Source organism: Saccharopolyspora sp. MMCC62 (assembly GCF_057736575.1).
In genome coordinates this window covers 335021-356122 of the sequence record NZ_JBYKCM010000003.1, presented here as the reverse complement: position 1 = coordinate 356122, position 21102 = coordinate 335021, and the positions used below count along the sequence as shown (strand labels likewise).

Annotated in this window: 4 protein-coding genes (1 of these 4 running past the window's edge); 2 read left to right on the top strand and 2 right to left on the bottom strand. The window is 75.6% G+C overall.

Going from position 1 to position 21102, the window contains the following annotated elements; genetic code table 11:
* Window positions 1-254 precede the first annotated feature (254 nt).
* Window positions 255-1496, bottom strand: coding sequence for a nucleotide disphospho-sugar-binding domain-containing protein (locus tag AC29IT_RS08875; protein WP_358440034.1), 1242 nt, complete (start codon window positions 1494-1496; stop codon window positions 255-257).
* A 252-nt stretch (window positions 1497-1748) separates the two neighbouring features.
* Here AC29IT_RS08875 and AC29IT_RS08870 point away from each other — a divergent pair, with 252 nt between their 5' ends.
* Window positions 1749-2771, top strand: a complete 1023-nt coding sequence (locus tag AC29IT_RS08870) for an ATP-binding cassette domain-containing protein (RefSeq protein ID WP_358440032.1) — start codon at window positions 1749-1751, stop codon at window positions 2769-2771.
* Window positions 2768-3586 (top strand): ABC transporter permease, encoded by an 819-nt coding sequence (locus AC29IT_RS08865; RefSeq protein WP_358440030.1) that lies wholly within the window; start codon window positions 2768-2770, stop codon window positions 3584-3586. Before AC29IT_RS08870 ends, AC29IT_RS08865 begins: the two co-directional genes overlap by 4 nt.
* Before the next feature lie 592 nt (window positions 3587-4178).
* Here AC29IT_RS08865 and AC29IT_RS08860 read toward each other — a convergent pair.
* Window positions 4179-21102 carry the 3' portion of an SDR family NAD(P)-dependent oxidoreductase gene (locus AC29IT_RS08860; protein WP_488218378.1) on the bottom strand. The gene runs 3671 nt beyond the window's last position, so 16924 of the gene's 20595 nt are visible here — the last part of the coding sequence; the start codon falls outside the window, past its right edge — the gene reads right to left on this strand; the stop codon is at window positions 4179-4181.

The window sequence follows — 21102 nt, the reverse complement described above, 5'->3', positions numbered from 1 at the left end:
GCGGCCCCGGCCCGATCCGGACGGACCAGCAGGCCGTTCACCTGGTGACCCACCAACGTGGACCAACCCGACAGGCCGTGTCTTTCGCCTGTCAGCGGCGAAGCCGCTGAGCTGACGACCACCAGAGCAACCGGCACCGCAGCGGGTTCCCAGCGGGATTCTCGCGAGGAGGGCTTTTTCCCTCGTGACGAAGAAAGGATCCCGCAGCGAGAATCCCGCTGCGGTTCCGCCACCCACCCCGGAACAACGCAAGCTCATCCCCGCGCAACGAGCCCCAGCAACGCAGGAACCGCATCAGCCGGGGTAGGCAGTTCGGCAGCGGAAGCGGCCACCTCGGCAGCGGACTCGGTGAACGCCGGTTCGGTGAGCAGCCGGTGCAGCGCACCGGTGATCCCATCGGCGTCGGCCTCCCAGTTCGGGATGTCCAGCCCGGCTCCGGAACCGGTGAGCCGCCGCGCCATCAGCGTCTGGTCGAACCCGCACGGCAGCGCCAGCTGCGGCACACCGGCCAGCACCGAGGTCATCGTCACTCCCCCGCCGCCGTAGTGCACCACCGCGTCGCACTCCGGCAGCACCAGGCTCAGCGGCAGGTCGGTGCGCACGTGCGCGGAGTCCGGCAGCGGCCCGCACTCGCGCGCGTCGGCGGGTGAGGCGAGCAGCAGCACTTCGCAGCCCAGCCCGGTCGCGGCCGCCACGACCTGCGGCATCTTGTTCACCGTCGCGCCGAACGTGCGGGTCGCCGAGCGGCCCCACACCACGCACACCCGGGGTCGCCCGGTGCGCGGCGGCAGGTCCAGCGGTGCCGCGCCCGGCCCGTTGTACGGGATGTAGCGGGCGGGGATGCGCGGTTCGCCGCCGCCCGGCCGGAGCTGCTCGGGGCACGGGTCCAGCACGTGGTCGACGTGGTGGAAACCCATCTCGCCCACCCCGTAGCGGGCGAAGGCACCGCTGGTGTCCACCGGCACCGCGGGTTGCGGTGCACCACCACCGACGGGGCTGTAGTCGTCGCCGGTGCCGACCGGGCCCCACAGCTGCAGGACGTCGGGCACCCCGGTGACCTTCGCGACCAGCGGGCCTTCCAGGCTCATCAGGTCGTGCACCACCAGGTCGGGCCGCCAGTCGCGGGCGTAGGAGACGGCCGCGTCGGTGCTGCGGGTGGCGTGCTCCAGCAGCACCGGACGCAGTTCCTGTTGCCACGCGGCGAAATCGAAGCTCGCCAGGTCCAGCGGCTCGCCCGTCTCCGGGTGCAGCGGCGGCACCGGGTACGGCCAGTTCCCCTGGTACGCGCCGATCAGGTTGATCATCCGCGCGCCGAGCAGCAGGTCCAGCCCGCGCAGCACCGGCACCGGCGTCAGTCCCGCCCGCGTCACCGGGTCCACATCGGACTCCGCGCACAGCACCCGCACGTCGTGGCCCGCGGCGCGCAGCGCCCAGCCCAGCGGGACCAGCGGGAAGTAGTGGCCCGGCCAGGCGGACACCGCGAACAGCACTCGCATGCGCGTCTCCTCGTTCCGCTCGACGTGCGCCGCCAAGCTACGCCGCGCGGCGGTGGGCGAATCCCTAGATGTGGAGCGGAATTCGGCGCTCCCGACGTCGGAGGCGCGTGCTGTTCTAGTCGTCGCACGAGTGTTTCGGTGCTAGCCGTTGGCCCGCCACCGACCGGTACCGCATGCTCGGCTCGCGGATCCTGGGGAGACGCGAGCACCGTCCCCGGGGCACACGACGAACCAGTTGCGGGGGAGCCACGCATGACCGTGCTGCCAACGGCCCCCGGTGAGCGGCCCGCCCGCGGTGCCGTCGGCGCCGGGACTCCGATGATCGAGGCGATCGACGTCGGCAAGTCCTTCGGCGCGGTGCCCGCGCTGGATTCGGTGACGTTGAGCGTGCCGCGCGGCTCGGTCCTCGGCCTGCTCGGGCACAACGGCGCGGGCAAGACGACGCTGGTGAACGTGCTGACCGCGATGCTGCCCGCGACGTCCGGGGTGGCCAGGGTCGCCGGGTTCGACGTCGCCGAACAGCCGCGGGAGGTGCGCAAGCGCATCGGGCTCACCGGCCAGTTCGCCTCGGTCGACGAGCAGATGAGCGGCCGCGACAACCTCGTCATGCTGGCCCGGCTGCTCGGCGCCGACGGGAGCCGCGCCCGCAAGCGCGCCGCGGAGCTGCTGGAGGCGTTCGACCTCACCGCCGCCGCGAGCCGCCGGGCGGGCACCTACTCCGGCGGGATGCGGCGGCGACTGGACCTGGCGGCCTGCCTCGTCGGCAACCCCGAAGTGATCTTCCTGGACGAGCCGACGACCGGGCTGGACCCGTCGAGCCGGATGGCGATGTGGGACATCGTGGAACGCCTCGTCGCGGAGGGCACCACGGTGCTGCTGACCACCCAGTACCTCGACGAGGCGGACCGGCTCGCCGACACGATCACCGTGCTGTCCGCCGGAACGGTCGTCGCCGCCGGCTCGGCCGCGGAGCTCAAGGCGCAGGTCGGCAAGCGCACCGTCACCGTCGTGCTCGGCACCGGCTCCGACGCGGAGATCGGCTGCGCGGCGCTGCGCCGCGCCGGTTTCGCCCCGTCGGCCGCGCAGGACGGCGCCGCGATCGTGACGCCGATCGAGGAATCCCGGGAGACGGCCGCGGTGATCCGGGTGCTCGACGAAGCCGGGATCGACGCGGCCGAGCTGGCCTTCGGCGAGCCGACGCTGGACGACGTGTACCTGGCGCTCGCCCGCCACGCGCGCGACGCGCCCCCCTCGACCGCAGTGGAGCGAGCATGACCACCACGATCACCGGCTGCGCACCGCCCCGCTGGAACGGCAGTTCCGCGGTCACCCAGGTGGTGGTGCTGACCGGCCGTTCGCTGCGCGCCTTCCTCACCGATCCCGGACTGGTGCTGGTCGGGCTGATCCAGCCGGTGATGACGCTGTTCGTGTTCACCCAGATCTTCGGGAACCTGCCGCTGGCGGGCGGGTTGCCGCCGGGCACCGAATACCTCGACTTCCTGATGCCCGCGGTGCTGGTGAACCACGTGGTGCAGACGTCCTCGCAGACCGGCGTCGGGCTGGTGGAGGACCTGCGCAACGGGATCGTGTCGCGGCTGCGATCGCTGCCGATCATGCCGAGTTCGCTGCTGCTGGCGCGCAGCACCTCCGACTTCGTGCGCACCGCGGTGCAGCTGGTGATGATCCTGGCGCTGGCCGTCGGGCTGCTCGGCTACGCGCCGCGCGGCGGGTTCGTCGGCATGGTGCTGTCCGCGCTGCTGACGCTGGCCGTGGGCAGTGCGTTGAGCTGGGCTTTCCTCGCGATGGGCGCCTGCATGCGGCGCACCGAGCCGATGCAGAACATCAGCGTGCTGGTGATGGTGCCGCTGATGTTCATCTCCAGCGCGTTCGTGCCGATCGAGCAGCTGCCGGACTGGCTGGAGGTCGTGGCGCGGTTGAACCCGCTCACCTACGCGGTGGACGCCTCCCGCGCGGTGGCGCTCGACCTGGCCGACGGCGGGCAGCTGGTGGTGCCGTCGCTGCTGATCAGCGTCCTGGTCACCTTGGCCAGCGCCGCCCTCGCGATCCGCGGCTTCCGCCGCCCGCTCTGATCCGGCCCGCCGCCCGTCCGGCCTGATCGCCGCCCGGTCCGGCTCGACCGCCGGTCCGGCTCGACCACCGCCGATCCAGCTCGGCCGCCGCACGGTTCCCCGCACGGCAACGGATGCCACCGCGCCGTATCACCGTAAGGCACCGCCGATCCCCTGACGGCGGGCGAAAACGTCCCCGCTTGAGCCCTGGTTGCGCTCTTTGCGGATGCGCCACCCCCAGTCCGCAGGCTCAGACCGGGCGAACTCCCGATTCCATCCCACCGGCGACCCCGGCCGCCGGCACACCCGGCGACTCCCAGCGTCCCAGAACGACGACCCCGCAGTACGAACATCGCCGCCCGCAAGATCTCCCGCAACAAAGCAACCGCGAACGACACCTACGAACCGGATCTCCCCACCATCCTGTCAGCGGCGAAGCCGCTGAGCAGCGACCACGCACGCAGCAGGACCACCCGCGGGTTCTCAGCTGTTTCCTCGCGAGGACAGCGATTTCTCCTGTGGCGGAGCCACCGGTGAAATCGATCCCGCAGCGAGGGAACAGCTGAGGTTCCGCCACCCACCCCACCGAGCAGAACGAGCGCGGAGACCGTTTTCAGGACAGTTCGTCGTCGAGCATGTGGAACATGTCCTCGTCGCTGGCCTCGTCGAAGCTGAACTCTTCGGCGGGTTCCCCGCCGCGCAGCGCTCCCCACTTGCTGCGCAGCACGTCGAGGCGACCGGTGACCTGCTCGTGCAGCTCCTCGTCCACTTCGAGCCCGTCGAAGGCCCGGTGCAGCCGGTCCAGTTCGGCCAGCAGCGCCGCCGCCCCACCGCGTTCCGGGGCGAGTTCGCCGAGCAGGTGCTCGACGAGCTCGGCCGGGGTCGGATGGTCGAACAGCAGGGTGGCGGGTAGCCGGAGCCCGGTCGCCGCGCTCATCCGGTTGCGGTATTCGACGGCGGTGAGCGAGTCGAAGCCGAGTCCCTTGAACTCGTCGTGCGGTTCGACACCGGTGGCGTCGGCGTGCCCGAGGACCTGGGCGGCGTGGGTGCGCACCAGTTCCAGCAGGGTGTCGCGGCGCTGCGGCCCGGTTTGCGCAGCGAGCGTCGTGGCCAGGTCCTCGCCGGTGCTCGCGGCCCGCTTCGCGGGGGTGCGCAGCAGTCCGCGCAGCAGCGGCGCCGGTTCGTCCTGGGTGCGCAGGGCGGCCAGGTCGAGCCGCACCGGTGCGGGCACCGGATCGTCCGCGGCGAGCGCGGCGTCGAACAGCGCCAGGCCGAGTTCTTCGCTCAGCGGTGGGGTTCCGGCGCGTTCGAGGCGTGCGGTGTCCCGCTCGTCGAGCGCTCCGGCCATGCCGCTGTCCCACGGGCCCCACGCCATCGACACGGCGGGCAGCCCGGCCGCCCGGCGGTGCCGGGCCAGCGCGTCGAGGTAGGAGTTGGCGGCGGCGTAGCCGCCCTGCCCGGCGGCGCCGAACATCCCGGCGATGGAGGAGAACAGCACGAATTCGGCGACGTCACCGGCCAGGTCGTGCAGGTTCCAGGCGGCGTCGACCTTCGGCCGCAGCACCGCGTCCACCCGTTCCGGGGTGAGCGAGTCGAGCGTCCCGTCGTCGAGCACTCCGGCCGCGTGCAGCACCGCGCGCAGCGGCCGGTCCGCGGGGATGTCCGCGAGCAGCGCGGCCACGGCCTCGCCGTCGGCGAAGTCGCAGGCGGCGAGTTCGGCGTGCGCACCGAGCCCGGCGAGTTCGGCGACCAGTTCCGCGGCGCCGTCGGCGTCGGGTCCGCGCCTGCCTGCCAGCAGCAGGTGCCGCGCTCCCCGTCCGGCGAGGTGCCGGGCCAGCGCGCGGCCGAGGCCGCCGGTGCCGCCGGTGATGAGCACGGTGCCGGTCGGGTCCTGGTCGGCGGGTTCGGCGAGCTCGGCGGGTTCGACGGGCTCGGCCCGCACCAGCCGCGGCACCCGCGGCGCACCGTCCACTAGGGACACGTGCGGTTCGTCGACGGCGAGGGCGCGCAGCACCGCGTCCGCGGTGACCGGCCCGGTGCCGAGGTCGAGCAGCGCGAACCGGCCGGGGTGTTCGGTGGCGGCGGTGCGCACCAGTCCGGCCGCGGCGGCGGCCGCGAGGTCCTCGGCTTCACGGGTGACGAACACCAGCGTGCCGCCGCGGTCGGCGGCGAGGTGCTCTCGCACCAGGTCGAGGACCTGCCGGGTGAGAGCGTGTGCGGCCGCCGGCTCGTCGCCGCCGTCCAGCGAGCACAGCACCGTCCCGGTCGCGTCGCCCGGGTGGTCGTGGATCTCGGCGAGCCGCCCGGCTTCGCGGAACAGCTCGGTCAGCCCGAACGGGTCCGGTCCGGCCAGCGCCGGGACCTCGGCGGGCGCGCCGGTCGCGGCGGGTTCGGCCCAGTCGCGGCGGAACAGCGAGTCCCGCCCGATGCCGTGCCGCACCGGCGCGGCCGCCCGGGTGCGCAGCGCGTCGACGGTCGCGACGGGCGTCCCGGCCGGGTCGGTGAGCGCGATGCTCAACGCGTCCCCGTCGCGGGTCAGCCGCACCCGCAGCGCGCGGGCGCCGGTGGCGTGCGCGGTGACGCCGCGCCACTCGAAGGGCAGCTCGCCGTCGCCGGAGCTCGCGAGGATCGCGGCGTGCAGCGCCGCGTCCAGCAGCGCCGGGTGCAGGCCGTAGCCCGCGACGTCCACCTCGGCGGGCAGGGCCACCTCGGCGAACACCGCGTCCGCGTCGCGCCAGGCGGCCTGGAGGCCTTGGAACACCGGCCCGTAGTCGAACCCGAGGTCGGCGAACCGCTGGTAGCAGTTGTCGACATCGACCGGTTCCGCGCCGGGCGGTGGCCAGGTGCCGAGCTCGGCCGGTTCGCCGGCGGCCGGGGCGAGCGATCCGGTGGCGTGCAGCCGCCAGTCCTGCCCGTCGTCCTCGCGGGCGTGCACGGTGAGCGCGCGGTGGCCGTCCGCGTCCGGAGCGGCGGCCGCGACCTGCACCTGCACCCCGCCGCGCGCGGGCAGCACCAGCGGTGCGGTGAGGGTGAGCTCCTCGACGCGGTCGCAGCCGGTCTCCTCTCCCGCGCGCAGCGCCAGCTCCAGCAGGGCGGTGCCGGGCACCAGCGCGGTGCCGCCGACGACGTGCTCGGCCAACCACGGGTGGGTGCGGCGGGACAGCGTGCCGGTGAACAGCGCGGTGCCCGCGTCGGCGAGTTCCACGGCGGCCCCGAGCAGCGGGTGCCCGGCGTCGCGCAGCCCGGCCGCGGTGACGTTCCCGGCCGCGGCGGGCGGGGTGTCCGGCCAGAACTCCTGGTGCTGGAACGGGTAGGTGGGCAGGTCGACGCGCCGCGCCCCGGGCAGCACCGCCCGCCAGTCCGGTTCGGTGCCGTGCATCCGCAGCCGGGCGAGCGCGGTGAGCACCGCCGGTTCCTCGGGGTGCCCGGCGCGCAGCGCGGGGATCAGCACCGCGTACTCCGGGGCGGTGTCGCGGGCGAGCGCGGTGAGCGCGCCGTCCGGCCCGAGTTCGAGGAACGCGGTGGCCCCCCGGTCGGCGAGGTCGCGGACGGCGTCGGCGAACCGGACCGGGGCGCGCAGGTGCCGCACCCAGTGCTCGGCGTCGAAGTCGCCGGGCTCGCCGCTGGTGGAGGTGATCGGGATCTCGGGGTCGCGGTAGGTCAGCCCGGCCGCCACCGCGCGGAATTCGTCGAGCACCGGGTTCATCAGCGGTGAGTGGAAGGCGTGCGACACCCGCAGTGCGGTGGTGCGGCGACCGAGCTCCCGGAAGTGCGCGGCGACGTCCTCGACGGCGTCGGCGGCACCGGAGAGCACCACCGAGTCCGGTCCGTTGACGGCGGCGACGCCGAGTTCGCGGTCCGCGAGCAGCGGCAGCACCTCGTCCTCGGTGGCCTGCACGGCGGTCATCGCGCCACCGGCGGGCAGCGCCTGCATCAGGCCGCCGCGCGCGGCGACGAGGGTGGCCGCGTCGGGCAGGTCGAGGACGCCCGCGACGTGCGCCGCGGTGATCTCGCCGATGGAATGCCCGGCGAGGTGGTCCGGCCGCACGCCCCAGGACTCCAGCAACCGGAACAGGGCCACCTCGACGGCGAACAGCGCGGGCTGCGCGAATTCGGTGCGCTGCAGCGCTTCCACGTCCTCGCCCCACATGACGTCCCGCAGCGGGCGCTCCAGGTGCGGGTCGAGCGCGGCGCAGGCCTCGTCGAGGGCGGCCGCGAACGCCGGGAACCGCGCGTGCAGTTCGCGGCCCATCCCGAGCCGCTGGGCGCCTTGGCCGGTGAACAGCACGGCCAGCCCGCCGCGACCGGCCGGACCGCCACGACCGGCCAGCCCTTCGACGGTGGCGCCGTCCGGTGTCCCGGCGGCCAGGGCGCGCAGCGAGCGCACCGCCGCCGGTCCGTCCGCGGCGACCACCGCGGCCGCCCGGTCGAACCGGGATCGGCCGGTGGCCAGCGAGAACGCCAGGTCGGCCGGTTCGACAGCGCAGTCGGCAGCGGGGTCGGCGAGGTGGTCGGCGAGGCGCTCGGCGTGGGCGCGCAGCGCCGCCGGGGTCTTCGCGGACAGCACCAGCGGCACCGGACCGGCCGGCACCTCCCGCTCCGGCAGCGGCCGGGGAGCGGGCTGTTCGAGGATGGTGTGCACGTTGGTGCCGCTGATGCCGAACGAGGAGATCGCGGCACGGCGCGGCCGCCCGGTATCCGGCCAGTCGGCGGGTTCGGCGAGCAGCCGCACGGCTCCGGCCGTCCAGTCCACTTCGGACGACGGGCTGCCCGCGTGCAGGGTGCGCGGGAGGGTGCCGTGCCGCATGGCCTGCACCATCTTGATGACGCCTGCGACACCGGCGGCGGCCTGGGTGTGTCCGAGGTTCGACTTGATCGAGCCGAGCCACAGCGGGACGTCCCGGTCCTGCCCGTAGGTCGCCAGCAACGCCTGCGCCTCGATCGGATCGCCCAGCCGGGTTCCGGTGCCGTGCGCCTCCACCGCATCGATGTCCGAAGTGGACAGATCAGCGGCGGCGAGCGCCTGCCGGATCACCCGCTGCTGCGACGGCCCGTTCGGCGCCGTCAACCCGTTCGACGCGCCGTCCTGGTTCACCGCGCTGCCCCGCAGCACCGCCAGCACCTCGTGCCCGTGCCGCTCGGCATCCGACTTCCGCTCCAGCACCAGCATCCCGACGCCCTCGGCCCAGCCGACCCCGTCGGCCGCAGCCGAGAACGCCTTGCACCGGCCGTCCGCGGACAGCCCGCGCTGCCGGGAGAACTCGACGAACGCCGCGGGCGTCGACATCACCGTCACGCCGCCCGCGAGTGCCAGCGAGCACTCCCCCGAGCGCAGGGCCTGCGCGGCCCAGTGCATCGCCACCAGCGAGGAGGAGCACGCCGTGTCGACCGTGACCGCAGGTCCCTCCAACCCGAAGGTGTAGGCGACCCGGCCGGAGGCGACGCTGCCCGCGCTGCCGTGCCCCTGGTAGCCCTCGTGCTCCGAACCGGCCAAGGTGGCGCTGTAGTCGTTGTACATCACCCCGGCGAACACGCCGGTGTCGCTGCCGCGCAACGAGATCGGGTCGACGCCGGTGCGTTCCAGCGCCTCCCAGGAGGTCTCCAGCAGCAGCCGCTGCTGCGGGTCGGTGGTGAGCGCCTCGCGCGGGCTCATCCCGAAGAAGCCCGGGTCGAACTCGGCGGCGTCGTGCAGGAATCCGCCGTGCCGCGTGGAGGACGTGCCCGCGGCGTCCGGATCCGGGTCGTAGAGGGCGTCCAGGTCCCAGCCGCGGTTCTCCGGGAAGGAGCTGATCGCGTCGGTCCCCTCGGACACCAGCCGCCACAGGTCCTCCGGTGAGGACACCCCGCCCGGGTAGCGGCAGGCCATGCCGACGATGACGATCGGATCGCCGTCGACCGCCCGCACCGGCACCTCGGCCGGCGCGGTCTCCTCCTCCCCGACGAGTTCGGCGAGCAGCCTGGTGGCCAGCGCGGCCGCCGTCGGGTGGTCGAACACCAGCGTCGCGGGCAGCCGCAGCCCGGTGTCGGCGGCGAGCCGGTTGCGCAGCTCCACCGCGGTCAGCGAATCGAACCCGAGGTCCTGGAACGCCAGGTGCGGGTCCACCTCGTCGGTGGTGGCATGGCCGAGCACCGCGGCGACCTGGCCGCGTACCAGCTCCAGCACCTGCCGGTGCCGTTCCTCGGCGCCGAGCCCGGCGAACCGCTGCACCTGGGTGGCGGTCGCGGCGGCCACCGCGCGACGCGCGGGCGCCCGCACCAGGCCGCGCAGCAGGCTGGGCAGCTCCTCCCGCCCGCGCAGCGCGGCGAAGTCGAACCGCACCGGGACCGCGACGGCCTCGTCCCCGCCGACCGCCGCGTCGAACAGGGCGAGGCCCCGCTCGTGCGTCAGCGGCGGGATGCCGGAGCGCTCCAGGCGCCGCCGGTCCGCCTCGGCGAGGGTCCCGGTCATGCCACCGGACTCCACCCACGGCCCCCAGGCCAGGGACACCCCGGGCAGCCCGGCCGCGCGGCGGTGCGCGGCCAGCGCGTCGAGGAACGCGTTCGCGGTCGCGTAGTTCGCCTGCCCGGCCGAACCGAACGTGCCGGCCAGCGAGGAGAACAGCACGAACTCGGCGACGTCCCCGGCCAGTTCGTGCAGGTTCCAGGCGGCGTCGACCTTCGGTCGCAGCACCGCGTCGAACCGCTCCGGGGTGAGCGAGTCGAGCACCCCGTCGTCGAGCACCCCGGCCGCGTGCACCACCGCGCCCACCGGATGGCGGTCGAGCAGCGCGGCTAGCGCGTCCCGGTCGGCGACGTCGCAGGACTCCACCAGTACGTCCACTTCGGATAGTTCGGCGACGAGTTCGTCGGCGCGGCCGGTGCGGCTGACCAGCAGCAGCTCCCGCACCCCGTGCTCGGCCACCAGGTGCCGCGCGACCGCGGCGCCGAGACCACCGGTTCCGCCGGTGATGAGCACCCGGCCGCAGGACGCCCAGGACGCGCCCGGCCCGGCCGTGCCGGTGGCGAGCCGCCCGACGTGCGGGACTCCGGCGCGCACCACGCGCGGTTCGGCCGACCACTCGGCCGCCGACGGCAGCGAGGCCGGGTCGTCGTCGAGGTCGAGCAGCCCGATCGCACCCGGGTTCTCCGCCTGCGCCGCGCGGATCAGGCCCCAGATCGCGGCGGCGGCGAGATCGCGCACGTCCTCGGCGTCGTCGCGGGCCACCGCGCCGCGCGTGACGAACACCAGCCGGGCCTCGCGCAGCGCGGGCTCCCGGAGCAGGTCCAGCACCCGGGTGACGAGCTCGCGGACCGATCGCGGGACGTCCGCGCCACCGGTGATCGGGACGAGCACCAGCGCGGATTCCGCCGGTACGTCCGGGAACTCGGTCATGTCGGCGAGGTCCGCCACGTGGCGCGCATCGACGTCGGCGGCGCGCAACTCGGCGGCGAAGTCCGCGGACCCCAGCACCACCACCGGGTGCTCGGCGGTGCCGGGCTCGGTCCCGGTCCACCGCAACCGGTACAGCCCGTCCTGCTCGGCCGTGCGCTGCGGCGCGCCCGCGCGCAGCACCAGCGACTCCACCGAGACGACCGGCTCCCCGGCCGGGTCGACGGCGGCGATCGACACCTCGTCCGCGCCGGTGCGGGTGATCCGCACTCGCAGCGCTCGCGCGCCCGTGGCGTGCAGCGACATGCCGCGCCAGGCGAACGGCAGCGCCCCGGCAGGCAACCCGCCGAGCAGCGCCGCCGCCTGCACGGCCGCGTCCAGCAGCGCCGGGTGCAGGCCGAACCCGGCGACGCCGGTCTCCTCCGGCAGCTCCACCTCGGCGACCACCGCGTCCTCGTCGCGCCAGGCGGCGCGCAGGCCGCGGAACACCGGCCCGTAGTCGAAACCGGCCTCGGCGAGGCCCTCGTGGAACCCGGCCAGCTCGATCGCCGTGCCCGCGCCCGCGCCGGTCGGGAGCTCGACGCGCGCGCCCCCGCCGGTGAGCACGCCGGTGGCGTGCCGCGTCCAGGCGCGGTCCGCGTCGTCGTCCGGGCGCGAGTACACCTCGACGCCGCGCCGCCCGTCCTCCTCGGCGCCGACCCACACCTGCACCCGCACCGCGGCCCGCTCCGGCAGCACCAGCGGCGCGAGCAGCGTCAGCTCGTCCACCCGGTCGCAGCCAGCCTCGTCCCCGGCGCGCAGCGCCAGCTCGGCGAACGCGGTGCCCGGCACCAGCACCGCACCGCGCACCACGTGCTCGGCCAGCCACGGGTGGCTGCCGGTGGACAACCTGCTGGTGAACAGGAACCCGTCCTCGTCGGCGCGCTCCACCGCCGCGCCCAGCAGCGGGTGCCCCGCCGAGCTGAGCCCGGCGGCGCGCACGTTCCCGCCGCCGGCGGCCGGTTCCGGCCAGAACCGGCGGTGCTGGAACGCGTAGGTCGGCAGCTCCACCTGCCGCGCCCCGGGCAGCAGCGCCGCCCAGTCCAGCTCGACGCCGCGGACGTGCAGCCCGGCCAACGCCGTGCGCACCGCATCCGTCTCGGCCCGGTCCTTGCGGACCAGCGGGACCGCGACGGCCGTCGCGTCCAGCGAGTGCTGCGCGAGCGCGGCCAGCGATCCGTCCGGCCCGATGTCCAGCAGCGTCGTCGCGCCCAGCGTCACCAGTTCCCGCACGGCGTCGGCGAAGCGCACCGCCTCGCGAACGTGCCGCACCCAGTGCTCGGGGTCGCGCACCTCGTCCCGCCGCCCGGTCACGGCGGACACGACGGGGATCGCCGCCGGGTGGTAGGTGAGTTCTTCCGCCACGGCGCGGAATTCGGCGAGCACCGGGTGCATCAGCGGCGAGTGGAAGGCGTGCGAGACGCGCAGCCGCGTCGCCCCGGGGAACCGCTGCTCCACCTCGGCGACCGCGGCGTCGGTGCCGGAGACCACGACCGAGTCGGGGCCGTTGACGGCGGCGATCCCGATGTCCTCGCGGCCGTCCACGAGCTCGGCGACCTCGGCTTCGGCGGCGCGCAGCGCGCTCATCACGCCGCCCGCGGGCAGCGACTGCATCAACCGGCCGCGCGCGGCGACGAGCTTCGCCGCGTCGGCCAGCGACAGCACGCCCGCGGCGTGCGCGGCGGTGATCTCGCCGATGGAGTGCCCGGCGAGGTGGTCCGGGTGCACGCCCCAGGACTCGACGAGGCGGAACAGCGCGGTCTCCACCGCGAACAGCGCGGGCTGGGCGAATTCGGTGCGGTGCAACGATTCCGCGTCCTCGCCCCACATCACCTCGCGCAGCGGGCGCGGCAGGTGCGGGTCGAGCTCGGCGCAGGCCGCGTCGAGCGCCGCGGCGAAGGCCGGGAAGCGGGCGTGCAGCTCGCGGCCCATGCCGAGCCGCTGCGACCCCTGCCCGGCGAACAGGAACGCGAGCCCGCCGTCGGCCACCTGGCCGTGCACGGCCTCGGGCCTGCCTTCGGCGACGGCGCGCAGCGCCTCCAGGGTTCCGGCGGGTTCGTCGGCGAACACCACGGCGCGGTGCTCGAACCCGGTGCGCGCGGTGGCCAGCGAGTAACCCACGTCGGCGGGGTCGGCCCCCGGGATGACGTCCAGGTGCTCGGCGAGCCGGGCGGCCTGCGCGCGCAACGCCGGTTCGCCGCGGGCCGACAGCACCCACGGCACCGCCCCGATCGCCCGCCGCGGCCGGTCGGCGGGCACCGGTTCGGGTTCGGCCTGTTCGAGGATGACGTGCGCGTTGGTGCCGCTGATGCCGAACGAGGACACCCCGGCGCGGCGCGGCCGGTCGTGCTCGGGCCAGCGGCGCCGCTCGGTGAGCAGCTCCACCGCACCGTCCTCCCAGTCCACGTGGGTGGAGGGCGCGTCGGCGTGCAGGGTGGCGGGCAGGGCGCCGTGCCGGATCGCCTGCACCATCTTGATGACGCCCGCGACACCGGCGGCGGCCTGGGCGTGCCCGAGATTCGACTTGATCGAGCCGAGCCACAGCGGGACGTCCCGGTCCTGCCCGTAGGTCGCCAGCAACGCCTGGGCTTCGATCGGATCACCGAGCGACGTGCCGGTGCCGTGCGCCTCCACCGCATCGACGTCCGAAGTGGACAGTCCGGCGCTGGCGAGGGCCTGCCGGATCACCCGCTGCTGCGACGGCCCGTTCGGCGCGGTCAGCCCGTTCGACGCCCCGTCCTGGTTCACCGCACTGCCCCGCAGCACCGCCAGCACCCGGTGCCCGTGCCTGCGCGCGTCGGACAACCGCTCCAGCACCAGCACGCCCACGCCCTCCGACCAGCCGACGCCGTCGGCCTCGGCGGAGAACGAGCGGCAGCGCCCGTCCGGGGACAGGCCGCGCTGCCGGGAGAACTCGACGAACGTGCTCGGCGTGGACATCACCGTCACGCCCCCGGCCAGCGCCAGCGAGCACTCCCCCGCGCGCAGCGCCTGCGCCGCCAGGTGCATCCCGACCAGCGAGGACGAGCACGCGGTGTCGACGGTGACGGCCGGCCCCTCGAAACCGAACGTGTAGGACACCCGGCCGGAGGCGACGCTGCCCGCGCTGCCGCTGCCCTGGTAACCCTCGAACTCGGTGCCCGCCAGCAGCGATCCGTAGTCGTTGTACATCACCCCGGCGAACACGCCGGTCCGGCTGCCGCGCAACGAGATCGGGTCGATGCCGGCGCGTTCCACGGCTTCCCAGGACACCTCCAGCAGCAGCCGCTGCTGCGAGTCGGTGGACAGCGCCTCCCGCGGGCTCATCCCGAAGAAGCCCGGGTCGAATTCGGCCGCGCGGTGCAGGAATCCGCCGCGGCGGGTGTAGGAGGTGCCGGGGTGGTCGGGGTCCGGGTGGTACAGCTCGTCCAGGTTCCAGCCGCGGTCGGCCGGGAAGTCGCCGGTCGCGTCGACGCCGTCGGACACCAGCCGCCACAGGTCCTCCGGCGAGGACACCCCGCCCGGGTAGCGGCAGGCCATGCCGACGATCACCACGGGGTCGTCGACGACGGGCGGCAGCACCTCGTCGGGGGTGGCGGCGGCGGTGGCGCCGAACAGCTCTTCGGCGACGAACCCGGCCAGCGCTTCGGCGTTCGGGTGGTCGAACACGGCGGTCGCGGGCAGCCGCAGCCCGGTGGCCGCGTTGATGCCGTTGCGCAGCTCGACCGCGGTCAGCGAGTCGAAGCCGAGTTCCTGGAAGGCGCGCCGCGGCTCCACCGCGGTCGGCCCGGAATGCCCGAGCACGGTGGCGACCTGGCCGCGCACCAGGTCGAGCAGCGCGGTGGCGCGCTCGGCCTCCGGCAGCGCGGCGAGCCGGTCGCCGAGCGCGCGGGCCACCCCGGTCCCGGCACCGGCCCGCCGGGTGCGGGTGCGGATCAGGCCGCGCAGCACGCTCGGCACGTCGCCGCGGGCGCGCAGCGCGGGCAGGTCCAGCCGGGCGGGGAGCACCACCGGTTCGCCCGCGCCGACCGCCAGGTCGAACAGGGCGAGCCCCTGCTCCACCGCCAGCGGCGGCATCCCGGAGCGGGCCATCCGCTCCCGGTCGGCGTCGGTGAGCGCGCCGGTCATGCCGTCCGCCGCCCACGGTCCCCAGGCCAATGAGGTCGCGGGCAGCCCCGCGGTGCGCCGGTGCCGGGCGAGCGCGTCGAGGAACGCGTTCGCCGCCGCGTAGTTGCCCTGCGCGGGCGAGCCGAAGGTGCCCGCCAGCGAGGAGAACAGCACGAACGCGTCCAGGTCACCGGTGAGCTCGTGCAGGTGCCAGGCCGCGTCCACCTTCGGCCGCAGCACCGCCGCCAGCCGCTCCGCGTCGAGCGCATCCACCACGCCGTCGTCGACGACGCCCGCGGCGTGCACCACGGCGCCCACGTCGTGCCGGTCCAGCAGCCGCGCCACCTGCTCGCGGTCGGCGACGTCGCAGGCGGCGACCTGCACGTCGGCGTCCATCGCGGTGAGCTCGGCGACCAGCGGCACCACGCCGTCGGCCTCCCCACCTCGCCTGCTGACCAGCAGCAACCTGCGCGCGCCGCGGTCGCGCACCAGGTGCCGGGCCACGGCGGCACCGAGCCCGCCGGTGCCGCCGGTGATGAGCACCTGCCGGTCCGGGTTCCAGCCGGGCGCGGTCCCGGAGGGCGCGCTCAGCCGGGCGAGCCGGGCGGCGGCGAGCACGCCGCAGCGGATCCGCAGCTGCGGTTCGGCCGCGGCGACGGCCTGGGCGAGCAGGTCCGGGTCGGGAGTCGCCGAGTCGAGGTCGAGCAGCCCGAACCGGCCGGGGTGCTCGCGTTCGGCGGTGCGCACCAGGCCCCACACCGCGGCGGCGGCCGGATCACCGCCGGTGGTGGCGTCGCGGGTGACGAACACGAGCCGCGCCGGGTCGTCGGCGGCGAGGTGCTGCTGCACGGTGTCCAGCACGTCGCGGGCGAGTTCGTGCGCGGCCTCGGGCCCGGTACCGGCGGGTTGCACCGGCAGCAGCACCACGTCCTGCCCGGCGGGCACGGCGGCGGCGCGCAGCGCTTCGCCGACGCCGAAGTGGTCGGCCCCGGCGGCGGTGGCGGTCACGCCGCCCGCGGCGGCGCGGATCGGCGTCCACTCCAGCCGGAACAGCGCGTCGCGGCCCGCGGCGTCCGCGGCGTCCTCCGGTTCGCGCAGGGTCAGCGCGGCGATGGAGGCGACGGGGGCGCCGGTCTCGTCGGCGGCGGCCACCGACACCACGTCCGGTTCGACCGGGGTGATCCGCACCCGCAGCGCGGTGGCGCCGGTCGCGTGCAGCGACACCCCGTCCCAGGTGAACGGCAGGCCGCGGCGCACCCCGTCGAGCTGGGCGATGGCGTGCAGGGCGGCGTCGGCGAGCGCGGGGTGCACCCCGTAGGAGGCGGCGTCGGCGAGCGCCGGCTCCGGCAGCCGCACCTCGGCGCACACCTCGTCGCCGACGCGCCAGGCGGCGGTCAGGCCGCGGAACAGCGGGCCGTACTCGAAGCCGGCGTCGGCGAGCGCGTCGTAGCAGCCGTCCAGGTCCACCGGAACCGCCCCGGCGGGCGGCCATTCGGCGAGCACGGCGGGTTCGGCGTCGCCGCCGGTGGTGAGGGTGCCCGCGGCATGCCGGGTCCACGGCAGTTCCGGGTCCCCTTCGGGGCGGGCGTAGACCTCGGCGGGACGGCGTCCGGCCTCCTCGACGCCGAGCCGCACCTGCAACTGCAGCGCCCCGGTGGCGGGCAGCGCGAGCGGGCGGCCGATGGTGAGGTCGTCGACGCGGTTGCAGCCGACCTCGTCCCCGGCGCGGGTGACGAGTTCGAGGAAGGCGGTGCCGGGCAGCAGCACCGCGCCGTGCACGGCGTGCTGGGCGAGCCACGGCTGCGCGGCGGTGGAGAGCCTGCCGGTGAACAGGGTGTCGCCGGAGTCGGCGACCTCCACGGTGCCGCCGAGCAGCGGGTGCTCCGCGGGCCGCACCCCGAGCGAGGTCGCGTCGCCCGCCGCGGTGGCGGGCGCGGGCCAGAACGGTTCGTGCTGGAACGCGTAGGTGGGCAGCTCGACGCGGCGGGCGCCGGGGAACAGCGCGGCCCAGTCCAGCGGGACGCCCCGGACGTGCAGCCGGGCGAGCGCGGTGAGCAGGGCGCGGTCCTCGTCGTGGTCGCGGCGCAGCGCGGGCAGCGCGGCGCTGTCCGGGTCGGTGAGGCCCTCGCTGACGAGCGGGGTGAGCGCCGCGTCCGGTCCGGCTTCCAGGAAGGTGCGCACCCCGTGCTCGTGCATGGTCCGCACCCCGTCGGCGAACCGGACGCAGCCGCGGACGTGCCGCACCCAGTACTCGGGGGTGGCGATCTCGGGTCCGGCGAGGGCGCCGGTGACGTTGGAGATGATCGGCAGCCGCGGGGCGTGGAAGGTGAGCTCGGCGAGTTCGGCGGCGAAGTCGTCGAGCACCGGTTCCACCAGCGGTGAGTGGAAGGCGTGCGAGACGCGCAGCCGGTGGGTGCGGCGCCCGTCGGCGGCGAACCGGCCCGCGAGCTCGGCGACGGCGTCGGCGTCGCCGGAGAGCACGACCGAGCCGGGCGCGTTGATCGCGGCGAGGTCGGCGCGCTCGTCCAGCAGCGGCAGCACCTCGTCCTCGGTGGCCTGCACGGCGATCATGGCGCCACCCGGGGGCAGCGCCCGCATCAGCCGGGCGCGGGCGCCGACGAGCCGGGCGGCGTCGGGCAGGTCGAGCACCCCCGCGACGTGCGCCGCGGTGATCTCGCCGATGGAATGCCCCGCGAGGTGGTCCGGCCGCACGCCCCAGGACTCCAGCAACCGGAACAGAGCCACCTCGACGGCGAACAGCGCGGGCTGCGCGAACCCGGTGTCGTCGAGCAGGTCGGCGTCGTCGCCCCACAGCACCTCGCGCAGCGGCCGGTCGAGGTGCCGGTCGAGTTCGGCGGTGGCCGCGTCGAAGGCGGCGGCGAACGCGGGGTACCGCGCGTGCAGCTCGCGTCCGGCGCCGAGGCGTTGCGCGCCCTGCCCGGAGAACAGCACGCCGAGCTTGCCGCCGGTGGTGGTCCCGGCGATGACCTGCGGCGCGGGTTCGCCGGTGGTGAGCGCGGCGAGCCCGCCGAGCAGCTCGTCCGGCCCGCCGCCGAGCAGCACGGCGCGGTGTTCGAGGCCGGCGCGGCCAGTGGCCAGCGAGTAGCCGAGGTCGGCGCGGGACCCGGTCCCGGCCTGCGTCCGGGCCAGCAGCCGGGCGGCCTGGGCGCGGAGGGCCTGCGGGGTGTGCCCGGACAGCACCCAGGGCTGCACGCCGGGCTCGTCGGTCCGGTCCGCCACCTCCCGGCCGGGGCCCTGTTCGAGGATGACGTGGGCATTGGTGCCGCTGATGCCGAACGAGGACACCCCGGCGCGGCGCGGGTGCGCGTCCGCCGGCCAGGGCCGGGCGTCGGCGAGCAGCCGCACCGCTCCCGCGTCCCAGTCCACGTGCCCGCTGGGCTGCTCGGCGTGCAGGCTGCGGGCGTGCACGCCGTGTCGCATGCCGAGCACGGTCTTGATGACGCCGGCGACGCCCGCGGCGGCCTGGGTGTGCCCGAGGTTCGACTTCACCGAGCCGAGCCACAGCGGTGTCTCGCGGTCCTGCCCGTAGGTCGCGAGCAGCGCCTGGGCTTCGATCGGGTCGCCGAGCGCGGTTCCGGTGCCGTGCGCCTCCACCGCATCCACGTCCGAAGTGGACAGTCCGGCGGCGGCGAGGGCCTGCCGGATCACCCGCTGCTGCGAGGGACCGTTCGGCGCGGTGAGCCCGTTCGAGGCCCCGTCCTGGTTCACCGCGCTCCCGCGCAGCACCGCGAGGATCTCGTGCCCGTGGCGTTCCGCGTCGGACTTGCGCTCCAGCACCAGCATCCCGACGCCCTCGGCCCAGCCGACCCCGTCGGCCGCAGCCGAGAACGCCTTGCACCGGCCGTCGGCGGCGAGGCCGCGCTGCCGGGAGAAATCGATGAAGGTGCCGGGCGTGGACATCACGGTGACGCCCCCGGCCAGCGCCAGCGAGCACTCCCCGCTGCGCAGCGCCTGCGCGGCCCAGTGCATCGCCACCAGCGAGGAGGAGCACGCGGTGTCGACGGTGACGGCCGGCCCTTCGAAACCGAAGGTGTAGGCGACGCGGCCGGAGGCGACGCTGGGCGCGCTGCCGTTGGCGCGGTGCGCTTCGAATTCGGCGCCGGGCAGCAGCGTGCCGTAGTCGTTGTACATCACCCCGGCGAACACGCCGGTTCCGCTGCCGCGCAACGAGATCGGGTCCAGCCCGGCCCGTTCGAGGGCTTCCCAGGAGGTCTCCAGCAGCAGCCGCTGCTGCGAGTCGGTGGCCAGCGCCTCGCGCGGGCTCATGCCGAACAGGGCGGGGTCGAACTCGGCCGCCTCGTGCAGGAAGCCGCCCGCGCGCACGTGGGTGCGGCCCGGCACGTCCGGGTCCGGGTCGTAGAGCCGGTCGAGGTCCCAGCCGCGGTTCGCGGGGAACCCGGTGATGCCGTCGGCGCCGTCGGACACCAGCCGCCACAGGTCCTCCGGCGAGGACACCCCGCCCGGGTAGCGGCAGGCCATGCCGACGATCACCACCGGATCGTCCACATCGGACTTGACGGGCACGGGGGCGAGCACGTCGGTTTCGGCGCCGAACAGCTCGTCGTGCAGGAACCCCGCGAGCGCCTCCGGGGTGGGGTGGTCGAACACGAGCGTGGCGGGCAGCCGCATCCCGGTGTCGGCGCCGAGCCCGTTGCGCAGCTCCACCGCGGTCAGCGAGTCGAAGCCGAGGTCCTGGAACCGCCTGTTCGCGGGCACCGCGGACGCGCCGGAGTGCCCGAGCACCACGGCGACCCGGCCGCGCACCAGCTCCAGCAGCGCCTCCCGGCGTTCCACTTCGGACAGACCGGTGAGCCGGGAGGTGATCCCGCTCGACGCGCCACCCGCCGCGCGGGTGCGACGGCCGGGAGTGCGGATCAGGCCGCGCAGCAACGGCGCGACCTCCCCGCGCGAGCGCAGGCCCGCGAGGTCCAGGCGCACGGTCAACGGCGCCGGGTCCGCGCCCGCGACGGCCGCGTCGAACAGCGCGAGCCCCTCGGCGACGCCCAGCGGCGGCATCCCGGAGCGGGCCAGCCGCGCCACCTCGCCGTCGCCGAGCGCGCCGGTCATGCCCACGTCCTGGGTCCACGGCCCCCAGGCGGGCGCGGTCGCGGGCAGTCCGGCGGCGCGCCGGTGCCGGGCCAGCGCGTCCAGGAACGCGTTGCCCGCGGCGTAGTTGCCCTGCCCGGCGCTGCCGAACGCGGCCGCCACCGAGGAGAACAGCACGAACGCGTCCAGGTCACCGGTGAGCTCGTGCAGGTGCCAGGCCGCGTCCACCTTCGGCCGCAGCACCGCCGCCAGCCGCTCCGCGTCGAGCGCATCCACCACGCCGTCGTCGACGACGCCCGCGGCGTGCACCACGGCCCGCAGCGGGTGCGGTTCGGGAATCCCGGCCAGCACCTCGACCAGCGCCGCGCGATCGGCCGCGTCGCAGGCCGCCACCTCGACCTCGGCGCCGAGTTCGCGCAGGTCGGCGGCCAGTTCCGGGGCGCCCGCGGCGTCGAGCCCACGGCGGCTCAGCAGCAGCAGGTGCCGCACGCCGCGCTCCCGCACCAGGTGCCGGGCCAGCTCAGCGCCGATGCCACCGGTGCCGCCGGTGATGAGCACGGTGCCGTCCGGGTCCCAGGTGGCCGGTTCGGCGGGCACGTCGGCGCGGGCCAGCCGGGCCGCGAGCACCCGGTCACCGCGCACCAGCACGTCCGGTTCCGCGGTCGCCATCGCGGCGGCCAGCGCGTCCGGCTCCGGATCGTCGAGCACGAGCAGGCCGAACCGGCCCGGGTGCTCCGACGCCGCGACGCGGACCAGGCCGTGCACCGCGGCCGCCGCCGGGTCGGTCGCGGCATCGGCGGTGGCGAACAGCAGCCGGGCGTCCGCGAACCGGCCGAGCCAGTCCTGGACCAGCGCCAGCGCGGCCGCGGTGAGCTCGTGCGCGGACGCCGCCAGGTCCGGTCCGCCGCGCACCGGGACCACGACCGGCCCCGGCTCGTCGGCGAGCGCGGCGAGGTCGGCGGCCTCCGGCGCGCCG